This is a genomic window from Bacillus sp. FSL K6-1338 (genome assembly GCF_038006965.1).
Classification (GTDB): Bacteria; Bacillota; Bacilli; order Bacillales; family Bacillaceae_G; genus Bacillus_A; species Bacillus_A thuringiensis_S.
Map to the genome: position 1 here is coordinate 2,722,887 of NZ_JBBOWI010000001.1, position 15,078 is coordinate 2,737,964.

A 15,078-nucleotide genomic window follows, 5' to 3' on the forward strand; every position below is an offset into this window, starting at 1 on the left:
AATAATTCAAATTTATAGTAAATAGGTGTATTATTTTTTTATCACTGTCAAAATTTTTATACATAACGGGAGGATATTATGGCATTTTCATTTCCGACTATACAAGAGTTTTTGGAAAGTATTTTAATCGATCATACATGTAGCCTTAATCACATTAAGCAAGTAAACGGAAGGTTTTATTATCTCCCTTCTACTACAGAAGAATATAATTGCGCCATTATTTATGTAGATGACTCATTCACTGCATTAATTGACGCTTTTTCTTATGAATTAGCTGTTATCATCCTTAACGAAAACGATGAGCCGATATTCTGTATAACCTCTCAGCAAATGATTCTATTTCTTTATAAGTCCTACAATGAACTACAGTCATTTTATAACACCGTAATACAAACAACTGACTCTTCTGTTACAGTCATTGATAGTAAAGAATGCGTTCGAACTTGGACAGATGGTGCTGAAAAAATATTTTCAGTCAACCATAATGAGATTATTGGGCAACCGATTACTCGTTTTTTTGATTATAAAGACTTGGAAATTTTACAATCTTTACATGATGGAAAAAATATAGTCGCTCAGTTCCATCAGCCTCGTCCCGATTTATTCGTATTAATTAATTCAAATCCAGTTTATTGTAATGATGAAATTATAGGAGCAGTCGTTTCAGAAACAGATGTTACAAATCAAGTCGCTTTAAATGAAAAACTATTTAATATGTCACATGAAATGCACCGTTTAGAACAAGAAGTGGCAAAGTATAAAGATGAATCCGATCCATTCCTTGCGATGAATGGGAAAAGTCCTGTTATACAAAGAACGATACAATTAGCTAGAAAAGTTTGTTCGGTGAAATCAACTGTTTTAATACTTGGGGAAAGCGGAGTTGGAAAAGAAGTATTTGCGAAAGCAATTCATGAAGCAAGTGAAGCAGCGAAGGCGCCTTTCATTTCGATTAACTGCGGGGCAATTCCAGAAGCTTTATTTGAAAGTGAATTATTCGGTTACGAGCGTGGGGCCTTTTCTGGAGCGAATAGTAAAGGGAAAAAAGGTAAAATCGAACTCGCACAAGGCGGTACTTTATTCCTCGATGAGATTGGCGAAATGCCGCTCGATATGCAAGTAAAACTGTTACGTGTACTACAAGAACGAAAGTATTACCGAGTTGGCGGAGAAAAAGAAATTAATATTGATTTCCGCATTATCGCTGCTACAAATCGGGATTTACAAGAAGAAATGAGAAAAGGAACTTTCCGAGAAGATTTATATTATCGTTTAAATGTAGTTAGCCTGCATATTCCACCGCTGCGTGAAAGACGAGAGGATATTATCGAACTCACATACTCATTCTTAAACGATTTTTCGATCAACTATAACCGACCAATTCGTGACCTACCTTCAAGCATTATGCATGAACTGCTTCATTACAATTGGCCAGGTAATATTCGCGAACTTCGAAACGTTGTTGAACGGCTTGTGGTATTCGCAACAGACGGAATTATAAAACAAGAATATTTACCATTTCATACGACTGAAACTTTAGACAACCATACAGCTCATTCCCTATTACTCAGCAACAATAATACAATCCTTTCTTTACAAGAAGAGATGGATGAGCATGAGAAAAAAGTTATTGAAAGGGCTTTACGAATTTTAAATGGGAATAAATTAGAATGCGCAAAACAACTTGGCGTAACAAGGGCTACTTTATATAACCGTTTAAAGAAACTCGGACTTCAATAAAGAATCAGTATGCACCAATCAGGCGTTTATAGGTAGCCCTCTCCCCTCTATATTGGCATGATTTTTGCATATATAATTTGTGCAAACCGAACTAGAGGAGGAATACATATGACAAATAAAAACAACTTAATCGTTTGTCGTTGTGAAGAGGTTACATATGGACAACTTCAATCGACAATTGCTGAATATAACTGCTCGGCAAGAGAATTAAAACTAAGAACACGTGCTGGCATGGGATTTTGCGGTGGTCGCACATGCAGAATAATGATAGATCGAATGATAGAAAATGCGAATCCTGACGTAACTCTTAATGAACTACCGTTAAAATATCAACCACCAATACGTGCAGTTACTTTTGGATCGGTAGGTGAAAGTAAATGAGTAGAATTACACATCACCCTATTTTAGGTACTTTACAAAGTAGTGAGCGTATTACTTTTCAATTTAACGGTCATCAATACGAAGCATATGAACATGAAACGATAGCTGCTGCCCTGTTAGCAAATGAAATACGGACATTAAGAGTTCATGAAGATAGCGGGACACCGCGAGGTATTTATTGTAATATCGGGCACTGTTCCGAATGCCGCGTGACAGTAAATAATCAAACAAATGTACGCGCATGCTTAACTGTTGTAGAAGAAAACATGGTTGTTGAAAGCGGGAAACAGCATCCGAATATCGTGAGAGAGATGGTGAAAAAACGATGAGTGATGTAATTATCATTGGTGCAGGACCAGCGGGATTATCTGCTTCTATCTCTTGTGCTCGTTTCGGACTAAAAGTGCTCGTTATTGATGAATTTATGAAGCCGGGCGGGAGATTGTTAGGACAGTTGCATCAAGAGCCTACTGGAGAATGGTGGAACGGAATAGAAGAATCGAAGCGACTTCATGAAGAAGCAGAATCACTTTCAGTACATATCAGGTGCGGTGTTTCGGTCTATAATTTAGATAAAGATGAAAACAATTGGTTTGTACATACTAATATCGGTACGTTAGAAGCACCGTTCGTACTACTTGCTACTGGTGCTGCGGAATATTCTATTCCCCTTCCAGGCTGGACACTTCCAGGAGTGATGTCAATTGGAGCAGCTCAAGTTATGACAAATGTTCATCGCGTGCAAGTTGGAAAAAAAGGAATCATTATTGGTGCTAACATTTTGTCTTTCGCCATTTTAAGTGAATTGCAATTAGCGGGAATTAAAGTAGATCATATTGTACTCCCTGAAAAAAGCGAGTTAAGTCAAAAAGCTGGTGAACCTGAAGAAGTTTTAAACTCTCTTTTAAATGCAGCACATCTCGCTCCTTCTGCTATTTTACGAATAGGTAGCCACTTTATGAAATATGATTGGATTCGAAAAGCTGGATTAACATTCTATCCAAACAGCGGAATGAAAATAAACGGAACGCCACTTCACCTTCGGAAAGCAGCTCTTGAAATTATCGGAACAGATCAAGTTGAAGGTGTACGTATTGCTAATATTGACTCTAAAGGAAATGTTATTAATGGATCAGAGAAAATATATGAAGCAGATTTTGTTTGTATTGCCGGGGGATTATACCCACTTGCCGAACTTGCAGCTGTAGCTGGTTGTCCCTTCCATTACATTTCAGAATTAGGCGGACACGTTCCTCTCCATTCCGAAACAATGGAAACCCCTCTTCCAGGTTTATTTGTAGCTGGCAATATTACAGGCATTGAAAGCGGAAAAATTGCGATGGCGCAAGGAACTGTTGCAGGTCTATCAATTGCTAAATATGCAGGTGAACAACATGATATAGTCGACCAACAATTATATCACGCCATTCAAAACGTTCACTCTGTTCGTCAGAAAGCTGCAATTCAGTTTAATCCGATGGTAGATATCGGTAGACGAAAGATGAATGAAATTTGGCGTGATTATTCTTCTACATATGCACATACTAAAAAGAGCTGCTGAGATTATTCTCAACAGCTCTTTTCTCTACTCATCCGAGTTATTAAATTTCGCTAATGCGTAAATACCTTCTTCATCATCTAATTCAAGTTGTAATCTCGCTGCGAATGAATTGACATTATATTCTCTGTCAAGCAATAAGCGTAATGCTTCGATTAAGTTTGCTTGAATTAAAATTTGCTGGCGACCATTTACCTCTACTTCCGCAGAGAAACCGTAGTCATCGTCATACATGAGTTCAACTAACACTTCTTCTGGACCCACTTGTCTTTTTTCAGCTATATATACGCAAAGCGCATTTATTAATTCTTGTTCAGAAATTTTTATTGTTTCCATGCTACTTCATCTGCCTTCTTTTTACGTTGGTCTTTGAAGTATTTAAATGCACGAACTGCTAACATTACGATACCAGCCATTACTAACATATTTACCATAAATGCTAATACAGAACCAAGAGCTCCCATATTTGCAAATAAGCTACCCATTAGTAAACCACCAAGACCACCTAGTAATATACCTTTCATAAAGCTTCCTTTATTACTTTTTGGTGCTGTGTTTGTTGCTTTCGTTTTTGAATCTGGAGTCGTTTTTTGAGAATTTACATTTGAGTCTTTTTTGTTTAAATCAACTTTTGACTTTTGACCTGAACTTGGTGTAAATGATTTTTTACCAGATTTGTAACTTTTCGCTGCTGCATGATCTACGAACATAAAGCTGCTAGCCCCAAAGATAACCATGAATGCTGTCATTACTGCTACAAGTTTTTTCAACATATTATATCCATTCTCCTTTTATATAGATATATGTGAAATCTATCTTTCTAGTAAATTCAGAATGATAGATTTATTTTTAAGAACATTTTAAAGGTTCTTATGAACTTATTATATGAACTTTTGTCGAAATATGCAAGTATTATTTACTTTCAACAGTTTGGTGACAAAGGAAAAATTAAGCAAAACAGAATTGACTTTAAATGAAACAAAACATATTATAAGTTCATAAGAACTTTTTATTATTTTGGAGGTGAAAAGATGGAAACATTTCATCTCACACGAAACGAAATGGCTACCCTTCTTCTATCACTAAGAGGATGGAATACGAAAAAGCCTCTCGGTATTTTACAAGAAGCTTGGGCAAAGTCACATAAAAAAGATATTGAAAGCGGACAAAGCGTTACAGCTTTTATTACTACCGCACTTTCACCTATTTTTGAAAAACTGATTAAAATTGACGATACTGATGTCGGTTTTTCTTTAAATGAAATAGTTGCGCTTGGCAATCAGATTGAAAACACAAGTTTCTCTGTAACTGCTATGCAAAACTGGGTGAAACGAGATATAAAAGAAATGATTGGCTCTCCTCAAAAAGGGAAAAAATATTCGATTGAACAAGCAGCCTTACTGTTCATTGTCGAAGATTTAAAAACAGCACTTGATTTTGAATCAATTCGTAAGCTATTACGCCTTATCGTTAATGACCCAGCCGATCGAAGTGATGATTTAATCAATCCTGTTCATTTATATGTAGCATACTCTTCTCTATTTGAAGAACTCAATCAAGGGAATTGCTTACAACTAAATGCAACAGATACAGTTCATACAATTGAAAACATCGTAAAAGAAAAAGCTGATAAAATCGCAAGCAAGTTCGATCAAATTAATAACGAACAACGCGAAGCAATTCGTAACGCTATTATCATTGCGACCCTTTCTGTACATACCGCTTATGTACAAATGTTAGCAAAGCGTTACGTAACAGCAACTTTATTTTTACAGAACTTAGATGTGAAGCCTTAAAAAATAGGAGCAGAAATGCTTCTATTTTTTTATAACGGAAACAAGCAACCATCTGTTCCAAATATACAACAAATGCTTGCTTGATTTATTTAAATTTAAGTTTCATTTCATATAAAGCCGTAGTATTACGCATATCTACAAGTAGTGTCATTTAAGGTTCCATATATCCCTCTAACCCTCATTACATTCAGAATTAACTGTTTTTTTAATGTGCTATTTTCTCATTCTTAATTCTATGCATATCATACACTTTCACTTCATTCTCTATATATGATTTTACTTTTTTAAATTCAGCTTTCTCATAACAACGAATTGCCCTTTTGTTGTCTTCCCTTACCTGTAATACAACTGCTTGTATATCGGAATCTAAAAACGATTTACTTATGAAATACTTTGTAATTTCTGTTCCAAGTCCTTTTGAATATAAATTCGAAACGCCAATAAGAATAGAGTATTCCATCACATAGGTATCATCATATTTCGTCTTTTTTAATCCGACTCTTCCTATTACTTCATCTCTCACTATTATTACATGATAACTTGCATAAGACCGCGCTAATTTTTTAGTCCAATACTCCCGAAGTTCTTCTATTGTATATCGCTTAAATGGTTTCACATCTGCTATGTTATGTAATTCTTCGTCGTTATACCATTCTAATATAATTGGTAAATCATCCAATTCTAGAAGACGTTCTTTCCAGTTCACATTTCCACCCCATCTATTTTATGTTTTCAAACCAATTTAAAAAGAATATGCATATTCTTTTTTAGGTAATCTCACTATCTGTTGAATAAAAGGGGATTTTTCTATAATATCCTCTAACTGCCCCTCACTATAGACGTAAATACCACCTACATATGAACTGTACGCCTTTTTCTCAGTTATTACTGCTAAAGTGCTATTTTCCTTTTTAAAATCACCCTCTAGTCCTTTTTCAAAAGATAAACTTTTGGCTTCTGAAAAATAAAGCTGAATTAACGTCGCTAATTGTACGTCCTTTGATTTTGCAAAGTACTTTATTTCATTTAAAATGATTTCATCTTGTAACGGAAGAAAGTCCTCTACTTCTAACTTCTCTCCGTTATGAAAGAAGTTTTGAAGTTCAGGAGTATAGAACGAAAGATTTTTCTCCTCTATCATTTTAAAAATTGTTTGCAGCAATATGTCTTTTCCTATCACAAACGGGTGGCCAAATCCATTATTGTAAAGCCCTTCTTTCATTTTCATTAATTGTTCAATGAAGGGGATTCCCGATTCTTCAATAACAAGTTTACCGTCAATTAAACGCATGTTAGCAATCAATTCTTCTATCTGTAAACCTTCTAATTCAAGCGATGAGTAATATATATCTCTATTCCAAAAATCTAATTGATCCATTCCTAATGAATTAAATAAGAGCTCATCTATAATTGGAAAAACTCCATCTTCTGTTAAAGCTTTCGTTACATCATCTAATAATCTAGGTGTTTGATTTAAAATCGTACGTATTTCTTCGTCCTCTTGAATGATTCGTACCGTCCACTCATCATGATCTTCACCCGATATTTGCTGAAAACAATGTGAATATGGCCCATGTCCAACATCGTGTAGAAGGGCTACAGTAGATACTAGCTTTCGTTCATATTTCGATAAATGTATGTCACGAATCTCAGTAAGATGTTCTATCACTTTATTTACTAGCACATATACACCTATCGAATGTTCTTCTCTTGTATGTATTGCGTTCTCATGTAAAAAATAAGTATGTCCTTGTTGTTTAATATGCGTCAACCTTTGAAATGCTTTTGTATCTATCAATCGAAGGATATCTCTATCACCAATAGAGATTGGTCCATAAATCGGATCTGTAATATACATACGTTCTCCTCCTATTTTTGTAAATGAAAGACCTATACCATTATACTTAATTTTCAGTCTATTATCATTGATATATGAGAAATTTTTAATAATCTTTTCATTAACCCTTCATAAAAACGCGGCTTATATCCTTTACTATAATACTTATGAGAGACATAAAAGAATTGAAATAGCAATCCCCTATGTAAATAAGGTATAATCTACATATAGTGAACCTTTTATGTGATTAAATAAAAGGTTCTTATACTCAAAAATTCATAAACTAGAAGGTGCAACAATGTTAAGTAGTTTTATTCATTCAGTATTAACGTTTTTTGAAGGATTAGGTTATTGGGGCATTATGCTTGGACTTATGATTGAAATTATCCCAAGTGAAATTGTCCTTGCTTATGCAGGATACTTAGTATTCAATGGAAGTATCTCATTTATAGGCGCTGTTGTATTCGGTACAATTGGCGGTGTTATTGCTCAAATCTTTATTTATTGGCTTGGACGATACGGCGGACGCCCTATATTAGAACGTTACGGAAAATATATTTTCATACATAAAAAACAAATAGATGCTGCAGAAGATTGGTTTAATCGTTACGGAACTGGCGTCATTTTTACAGCACGCTTCATTCCAGTAGTGCGTCATGCGATTTCAATTCCTGCTGGTATTACAAAAATGCCTTTACTACGTTTCACTACATTAACAGCACTCGCAATCATCCCTTGGTCAATCATTTTCATTTATTTAGGTGAAAAACTAGGTGAAAATTGGGAGAATATAAATGATATTGCTGGTCCGTATGTGAAATCATTCGCAATTGGTGGCGTCGTACTTATACTTTTATACTTCGTTATAAAAAAATGGACAAAAAAGCGTAAAAATCTCGCTTAAGAATATAATAAAAACCGCTATAAATTCATTCGGAATTATAGCGGTTTTTTATTTATATATGAATTAATCTTCAGGAATTATATAACACCTTTCCATCTACATTTACATGGATAAGCAACCATTTGATCATTTCTTTCGTATATTATCTCAAAAAGGATTGATTCCCCTATGCATTGGCAGCAAAAAATACCATACTTAATCGGACGCCCTATCGGTATTTCCTTCATAAATGGGCAAGGAACTTCTGGCGTATTATGTTCAGCGCATGATGGTCAATTATATGTGTATGAATACCTTTATCAAGCTCAGTTCGCAATGAAACATTATGATTATAGACAGGTTCAAGATATACATGCATTCCCAAATTGCCCTCACCAAAATCCTCTATACTAAAAAAATCGGAACGGCTCATAGCCATTCCGATTTCTATACTTTATTTCTCAGAATAAAATTTCTGCACTGCTTCATCAAAATAAATCCAACCTTTCCAGCCTAAATGAATCGTATCTTTTAAGAAATACTTATCATATTCATGACCAGAGAAATCAACTACTGGATATCCTGCTTTCTCAACCTGTTCTCGAACTTTATTATAATACACTTCACGGCGTTCTTTCGGGAAGCCAGTATAATCATACCAAGGCCCATTTACAGGTACAGAAATAAAGAGTGGTTTGACATTTTTCTCTTTAAATAAATCTAAAATAATTTGTAAATCATCATATTCTGGTGATTCATCATATGTTTCATTTGCTCTAAAGTTTTTTAAACCTTTTAGTTTTTTCTTCAGATTATTCTTATGATAATACGGATTTTCAATTCCGAATGTATTTGTAGTAGACTCAGCTTTCCCTTCTTGTTCTGCGTGTTTACGTGCGTCTTCCCAAGAAATTGAACGAAGCCCGCTATTGGTTTTCTCTTTCATCGGTTCGATTTTAAATAAAGAGTTAAATAAATCTCTATGATCTAAAATATTTCGATACATATAAGCAAGTGGTTTAACTAAACCTGCTTTTATGTTATGTTTCGTATCATTATATACAATACCTTCTAATGAATTTTTTAATATATCATCTTCTTGAACAACTTTATAATCTAATAGCCGTTTCGCGATTTGCTTCTTCATTTCTGGATTTATCTCATCATTAAAAATAAAATGATATGCTTGTTGTTTGGAGAAATTATTAGTGAAATCCCCTTGTGATACACCAGTCTTTGTAAACCATTGTGGTGAAAGAACAAAGACTACTTTTTTACCTTCTAATTCATCCATAGTAGATGTCATATTTAAAATATGAGCTAAACTTTGTGTACCGCCAGTTCCAATTAAAAACGGTGTAAAACCAGCTGGATTTACTTTGAAATAATTAGACGGATGATATGCATCCATTCGTAAAAATTCTGATGAACCGTACATCGGTAAATACTGTGAATTCTCTAACATTTTTTGCTGTAAGAAAACACTTTGTAATTTCTCTTTTTGTAAAGAAGTAGCCGCATCTTCTACCTTCTTATCACTAATAAGCGATACTAAACTTTTCGATGGGATTAGAATGATAATGAAAAAAAGCACACACGCTAAAATTATAGGACCAAAAGCATGCTTCATTTTCATCTTCTGTCCCTCTTTCTATCGTTATTAACTTGTAACCCTTGTCTTTGACACGCCATCTTTTCTCTCCTTTTTCTCTATACATGATGTTCCATTCTATTTGTCTATTATATACATGTATGTATTTCCTTCCTTGTTCTATTAAATCCTATAGAAATAGCGCAAGAAAATGTTTCCATAAAAACACGTTAATTATACAAGATTCTACATAAATTTCACACTGGAATTTTAGTAATAATTTTATTTTTAAGTCGTAAAAAAACATATGAAATGTCTATATTTCATTCGGAACTGTACAAAAAAACAGACTATCACATACGTGAAGTCTGTTTCCCCATTCTTTTATTTTTGTACATCTGCCCATTTTAAACTTGTAGCTGGACCAAATTGATGTACATATAAATCTTTCACATATGGTTTTTGTAAGTAAGATAATCCGCGCTGGAATACCGGTGCAATTACTGCATCATCAAGTAGCATTTTTTCAGCATCCTGCATTGCTTTCCAGCGAGCCTTTTCATCATTACCTAATTCTGTTTTAATCTTCTTAATTAACGCATCATATTCTGGGTTTGCATATTCTGTATTATTAACACTACTTCCAGAAAGGAATACTTCTAAGTAAGTCATTGGATCTGGATAATCCGGTAACCAGCGTGATAACGACATTTCATATTCTTTCTTCTTCTCTAGTGCTAATTTTTGCGTATGTGGTTGCAATTTCACATTCACTTTTAAACCTGGTAAATTTTTCTCAAGCTGCTCTTTAATGTACTCTCCAACTTTTTTAAAGTTTTCTAAGTCATAATTTAATAGTTCTAACGTCACTTCATCTGTACCTGTTTCTTGCTTTGCCTTTTCCCAATATTCTTTCGCTTTTTTTACATCAGTTTTATTAAACTCACCTGCCGTACTTCTAAAATCTTTTTTATCTGGTCCCTTTAAAAATCCTTTTGGTACGTAATAGTTTGCAGCAACCGAACCATCATTTAAAAATGAATCCGCAAGTCCTTTCTTATCAAAAACTGTACTTAGCGCAAGACGTGCATTTTTATTTTTAAGAATCGGTACATTTTCATTAAATCGGAAGAAGTACATAACTGGATCTGTATATTGTTTTAGCTCTTTATTATTTTTATATTTATCCACGAATTCTGTAGAAATAACAGCTCTATCAACTTTATCTGTTTCATATAAATTTACCGCAGTTGAAAGTTCTTTTACAATTTGATAGTTTACTTCATCTAACTTCACTTCTTTTTTATCCCAATACTTATCGTTTTTCTTCATTGTAAAGCTAGCTTCATGCTTCCACTCTGATAATGTAAATGGTCCATTATATACCGCTTTATTTGCTTCTAATCCGTATTTATCACCTTGCTCTTTCGCATATTTTTCGTTAATTGGATAGAAGGATGGTAAAATTAATAATTTCGTAAAATACGGTACAGGATGTTCTAGCTCTACGACGAACGTTTTATCATCCTTCGCTTTTACTCCTAATTCATCTAGACCTAGTTGTTTTTTATTTATCTTCTCAGCGTTTTTCACATCGTACGCAATGTATGCATATTGAGAAGCGGTATCTGGATTAATCAATTGATTCCAAGCGTATACGTAATCATGAGCGGTTACTGGATCTCCGTTTGACCATTTCGCATCACGCAAATGAAATGTATATGTCTTTCTATCTTTACTCACTTCATATTTTTGTGCGCCTGCCTCAATTACTTCATCATTTTTCGATAGACGGAATAGTCCTTCCATTACGTTATTCAAAACGTTAAACGAGACTGCATCTGTGACTTTCACTGAGTTTAACGACGGAATTTCACCCGTTTCTAGTAACTGTAATACTTTCTTTTCATCTTTCGGCTTTGTTGTAGTTTTTTCTTTTGCGCAGCCAACTAAAAATGAAGAAACTAATAGAGTACTAACTAATGAGTAACGAACAACTTTTTTCATTTAAAAACCCCCTCTATTTTTAAGGTAAGTAACGACGAGCACCAGCGTATTCTTCTATATATCCTGGTGTATTTAGTGGTATAATCTCTACCGACCTTTCAGCTCTTGGTGAGTGAATCATATTGCCATCACCAATATACATTGCAACGTGATGGACACTACCTTTCCCTTGATCATGTGCAAAGAAAATTAAATCTCCCTTTTGTAAGTTTTCTTTATCAACTGCAACCCCTGCTCTTGATTGCGGTCCAGAATCTCGCGGAATTGTAATGCCGTGCGATTTATAGATCGTATGCGTGAAGCCAGAGCAATCAAATCCAAAACCACTTGTACCAGCCCATATATACGGTAAACCTAAAAACATTTTCCCTGTGTTAATTAAATCATCAGCGGTCGGTTTTGGAATATCAGTTTGAGAGCGGTAAACTGTTCCATCATTTTTTCGTAGCCATGCTTTCTGACCATTTGGCAACAATACACGGTATGAAATTGTGTCTTCACTTAATAGCGGCAGTCTTGTATTATAACTGACTTCAAGTGATTTATGTTTTTCAGAAGGATTTATATATAAAATCGCTGTTGGCTTTGTTATTAACACAAAAGGTTCATTTGTTTTATCTGCAAATTCTTGATTATATGTTAATTGCTTTTCAGGCATCCAGCCCGGATAACCTTCTTCATTTCGTGGCGTTGGCTGTCCATGCACTAATACCTTCACCCACTCGCCTTTCTTATCAATAACAGTTACTTCTTGACCGAGTAACGCTTGTGTTTCTAATTTATTTGCATTTGTTAACCATAGTTTCTCGTCAAGTGTCATTGATTTCGTCCATTTCCATAGATCCACTGGATTTGTTGCACTCGGTGTATCGATTGGCCTTAATGCATCAGGTGCTGTCCATAACGTTGCAGCAGATACATCTATAAATGCTTTATTATCCTTCTTTTCTTCAGCATTTGCCGATGTAAACGATGAAAATATAAATAAAGTTGTTAAAAATGCAGTTCCTACTTTTTTCATATATATCCCCCTTAAAAAAATAGTTTACTAGTCTCTTCTCCTAAGACTTACTATTCACTGTCGATTGAAGGTTTACCTTTGATCCAGAATAAGTCATTCCTTCCGGCTCTTCCATTAACCAAAGCGGTGCATCAAGATCAAAATAATGAATATTAGGATGCGCTGCCGCTAAATGCGCAACAGCACTAACGGAAAGTGAAGATTCCATCATGCTTCCCACCATACACTTCACACCAGCTGTTTCTGCGATATCTGCAATACGCCATGCTTCACGTATGCCACCACATTTCATTAATTTAATATTAATTAAGTCTGCATATCTTCCTTGAACGAGCTTTAATGCATCACTTGCTGAAAATATACTTTCATCGGCCATAATTGGCGTTTGCACACGATCTTTGACGTACTTTAACCCATCCCAATCTTTCGCGTGTACTGGTTGTTCAATAAATTCTATATTTAAATTACGATTTTCCATCCCTTGAATGATAGAGACCGCTTCTTTTGGACTCCAACCTTGATTCGCATCTAAACGTAATGTCGTATTTCTTGGTACCACATTTCGAATTGCCTCAATACGTTCCAAATCTAAATGCGCCTCTTTACCCACTTTAATCTTTAATGTTTGAAATCCTTTTTCTATATGTTTCTTCGCTTCTTTTGCCATTAATACAGGCTCATCCACACTCACTGTAATATCCGTATAAATTTCTTTCTTCCCGCCTAACAATGCATATAACGGCACCTTTTGATATTGGCAATATACATCATATAAAGCGATATCTACCGCTGCTTTCGCACTTGAATTTCTAATACAACTCATTTGAATGCGCTGTAGTAACTGCTGAAACTGAATGATATCTTGACCAATTAAACATGAACGCATCGGTCCTAAAATCGCTTCTTCTATTCCACTGGTGAAATCACCCGTAATAACTGGCGTTGCGGCTGCAGCTCCCTTACCAATCACTCCTTCATCTGTATGAATATAAACATCTATACTTTCAATTTCTGTTACAGTACGAAGCGCGGTTTTAAACGGTGTATGAAGTTTTACACGTCTACGATTTACTTTTACATCTGTAATTTTCATTTTGTTCATCCTTTCGTTCTCCAATGAAGTGAAATTTTAATCCACCGGAGATTTATACCCACAGATTATTAAGTAAACCTATTGGGCATTTACTCTCCTATCTCTCTACTTTGTTTCCGTTTACTTTTGATGTAGGATGATAATGTGAAATAAAAAAATCCAGCCATAAGAATGATTCTTACGGCTGGATTTTGTCTATGATTGAGTAGACAAAGCAGCAATCTGATTATATTTTTTCTGTGCATCTTTTAGCGCTACAAGTAACGCTTTTTGAGAAGAGCCGAAATATCGGTTCTTTACTTCCATTACTAACGCCGGGTCATTTATATTTTTATGTAGAAATAAATATTTAACAAATTGAGATGTTAATGCAATTGTCGCTGAGCAGTCTACATCTACAATTTCCCCTGTATCCTTAACAAGTACAAATGCTACGAAATAGCTTTTAAACTTTTCAGTAATGGGATTATTTTGAGGTGCTTTCGCATCCCCTACGATATAAATTGTATTTGAAGCGTACAACAGCTATCTTCCTTTCGTATACGAGGATAACGGGTTTCTTAATAGTCGTATGAGCGAGGAACTCAACGTTGATTAAAAAATGTATCCGCTTACCTTGTATTATAATATAATTGACAGAATTTTAACAACATTTATTTTAGTGCATATTCCATATCTATGAAAATAGCTTAAACTCTTCATTTTTACAATATGTGATTATTCCTTGTACCATTACATTCATACATAAAAAAAACAGTTAGCGACGGCTAACTATTTTTTTCATTACTTGGGCATCACAAATATAGTTTCATTTGACTTAGAAAATTGATACTCTTTTCTCGCAAACTTCAAAATTTCTTCCTCATCGTCTGTTAAATTTTCTATGTTAGTCTTTAAAGAATCTTTATCTTTCTTTAAAGATACTAATTGTTCCTTTTGATCCGTAATCGTACCTTTCTTCTTATCAATTACTTCTTGTTGTTTCGTTAAAATATATTGAACGTACAGAGTAGTTGCTGCAATAAAAAGGACCATTAAAATAAGTCGCCTTAACTTCTTTTTATTTATCCTACGCTTGTCACTAGGTTGTGATAACTGCTCTGGTATATTAGGAACATTTACTCGTTTGAGTTTCCTCATTCAAATCCCCCTAACCCATATTTTTCACTAC

The 15,078-nt window shown here is 34.5% G+C and carries 17 protein-coding genes; 7 read left to right on the forward strand and 10 right to left on the reverse strand.

Annotation, left to right across the window (positions count from 1 at the left end):
• The first annotated feature begins 78 nt into the window (after positions 1-78).
• The 4 genes from NZ044_RS14005 to NZ044_RS14020 all read left to right on the forward strand — a co-directional run bounded on the left by NZ044_RS14005 (position 79) and on the right by NZ044_RS14020 (position 3,682).
• Positions 79-1,740 carry a sigma-54 interaction domain-containing protein gene (locus NZ044_RS14005; RefSeq protein WP_063675450.1) on the forward strand — a complete coding sequence of 554 codons (1,662 nt, stop codon included), beginning with the start codon at positions 79-81 and terminating at the stop codon, positions 1,738-1,740.
• Positions 1,741-1,848: 108 nt separating this feature from the next.
• Positions 1,849-2,121 carry a (2Fe-2S)-binding protein gene (locus NZ044_RS14010; RefSeq protein WP_000182619.1) on the forward strand — a complete coding sequence of 91 codons (273 nt, stop codon included), beginning with the start codon at positions 1,849-1,851 and terminating at the stop codon, positions 2,119-2,121.
• On the forward strand, positions 2,118-2,450 hold the full coding sequence (locus NZ044_RS14015; RefSeq protein ID WP_000087063.1) for a (2Fe-2S)-binding protein: 333 nt from the start codon (positions 2,118-2,120) through the stop codon (positions 2,448-2,450). Before NZ044_RS14010 ends, NZ044_RS14015 begins: the two co-directional genes overlap by 4 nt.
• Entirely contained in the window at positions 2,447-3,682 is a 1,236-nt protein-coding gene (locus tag NZ044_RS14020; protein ID WP_001286085.1) for an NAD(P)/FAD-dependent oxidoreductase, read from the forward strand. The genes NZ044_RS14015 and NZ044_RS14020 overlap by 4 nt, the downstream gene beginning before the upstream one ends.
• Positions 3,683-3,706: 24 nt before the next feature.
• Here the strand turns inward: NZ044_RS14020 and NZ044_RS14025 are convergent, their stop codons facing one another.
• A complete protein-coding gene (locus NZ044_RS14025) occupies positions 3,707-4,015 on the reverse strand; it encodes a YxcD family protein (RefSeq protein WP_000447759.1) in 309 nt (102 codons plus the stop codon).
• The gene (locus NZ044_RS14030; RefSeq protein WP_097997441.1) at positions 4,003-4,452 is read right to left on the reverse strand and encodes a hypothetical protein; all 450 of its coding nucleotides are present in this window, start codon (positions 4,450-4,452) and stop codon (positions 4,003-4,005) included. Before NZ044_RS14030 ends, NZ044_RS14025 begins: the two co-directional genes overlap by 13 nt.
• A 258-nt stretch (positions 4,453-4,710) precedes the next feature.
• Between NZ044_RS14030 and NZ044_RS14035 the strand changes: the two genes are divergently transcribed.
• Entirely contained in the window at positions 4,711-5,475 is a 765-nt protein-coding gene (locus tag NZ044_RS14035; RefSeq protein ID WP_000447231.1) for a DUF1836 domain-containing protein, read from the forward strand.
• 205 nt (positions 5,476-5,680) lie between these two features.
• Here NZ044_RS14035 and NZ044_RS14040 read toward each other — a convergent pair whose 3' ends face one another.
• Both NZ044_RS14040 and NZ044_RS14045 read right to left on the reverse strand, forming a co-directional pair.
• The gene (locus NZ044_RS14040; RefSeq protein ID WP_063675453.1) at positions 5,681-6,181 is read right to left on the reverse strand and encodes a GNAT family N-acetyltransferase; all 501 of its coding nucleotides are present in this window, start codon (positions 6,179-6,181) and stop codon (positions 5,681-5,683) included.
• Positions 6,182-6,217: 36 nt separating this feature from the next.
• Positions 6,218-7,333: an HD domain-containing protein gene (locus NZ044_RS14045; protein WP_098506177.1), complete on the reverse strand. Its 1,116-nt coding sequence runs from the start codon at positions 7,331-7,333 to the stop codon at positions 6,218-6,220.
• Between the two features lie 277 nt (positions 7,334-7,610).
• Between NZ044_RS14045 and NZ044_RS14050 the strand changes: the two genes are divergently transcribed.
• Positions 7,611-8,216 (forward strand): DedA family protein, encoded by a 606-nt coding sequence (locus NZ044_RS14050; protein ID WP_000952913.1) that lies wholly within the window; start codon positions 7,611-7,613, stop codon positions 8,214-8,216.
• Positions 8,217-8,384: 168 nt separating this feature from the next.
• Positions 8,385-8,609 (forward strand): hypothetical protein, encoded by a 225-nt coding sequence (locus NZ044_RS14055; RefSeq protein WP_000558692.1) that lies wholly within the window; start codon positions 8,385-8,387, stop codon positions 8,607-8,609.
• A 40-nt stretch (positions 8,610-8,649) separates the two neighbouring features.
• On the opposite strand, the gene dltD is transcribed toward NZ044_RS14055, so the two are convergent.
• The 6 genes from dltD to NZ044_RS14085 form a co-directional block, all read right to left on the reverse strand.
• Positions 8,650-9,831, reverse strand: a complete 1,182-nt coding sequence (gene dltD / locus NZ044_RS14060; RefSeq protein WP_000782302.1) for a D-alanyl-lipoteichoic acid biosynthesis protein DltD — start codon at positions 9,829-9,831, stop codon at positions 8,650-8,652.
• A 339-nt stretch (positions 9,832-10,170) separates the two neighbouring features.
• Positions 10,171-11,793, reverse strand: coding sequence for a peptide ABC transporter substrate-binding protein (locus NZ044_RS14065; protein ID WP_340949806.1), 1,623 nt, complete (start codon positions 11,791-11,793; stop codon positions 10,171-10,173).
• 19 nt (positions 11,794-11,812) lie between these two features.
• A complete protein-coding gene (locus tag NZ044_RS14070) occupies positions 11,813-12,814 on the reverse strand; it encodes a C40 family peptidase (RefSeq protein WP_000755414.1) in 1,002 nt (333 codons plus the stop codon).
• 40 nt (positions 12,815-12,854) lie between these two features.
• Positions 12,855-13,916 carry a dipeptide epimerase gene (locus NZ044_RS14075; RefSeq protein ID WP_001038454.1) on the reverse strand — a complete coding sequence of 354 codons (1,062 nt, stop codon included), beginning with the start codon at positions 13,914-13,916 and terminating at the stop codon, positions 12,855-12,857.
• A 186-nt stretch (positions 13,917-14,102) separates the two neighbouring features.
• Positions 14,103-14,429 (reverse strand): DUF3870 domain-containing protein, encoded by a 327-nt coding sequence (locus NZ044_RS14080; protein ID WP_000271316.1) that lies wholly within the window; start codon positions 14,427-14,429, stop codon positions 14,103-14,105.
• A 261-nt stretch (positions 14,430-14,690) separates the two neighbouring features.
• Entirely contained in the window at positions 14,691-15,047 is a 357-nt protein-coding gene (locus NZ044_RS14085; RefSeq protein WP_001228728.1) for an FtsB family cell division protein, read from the reverse strand.
• Positions 15,048-15,078: the final 31 nt, after the last annotated feature.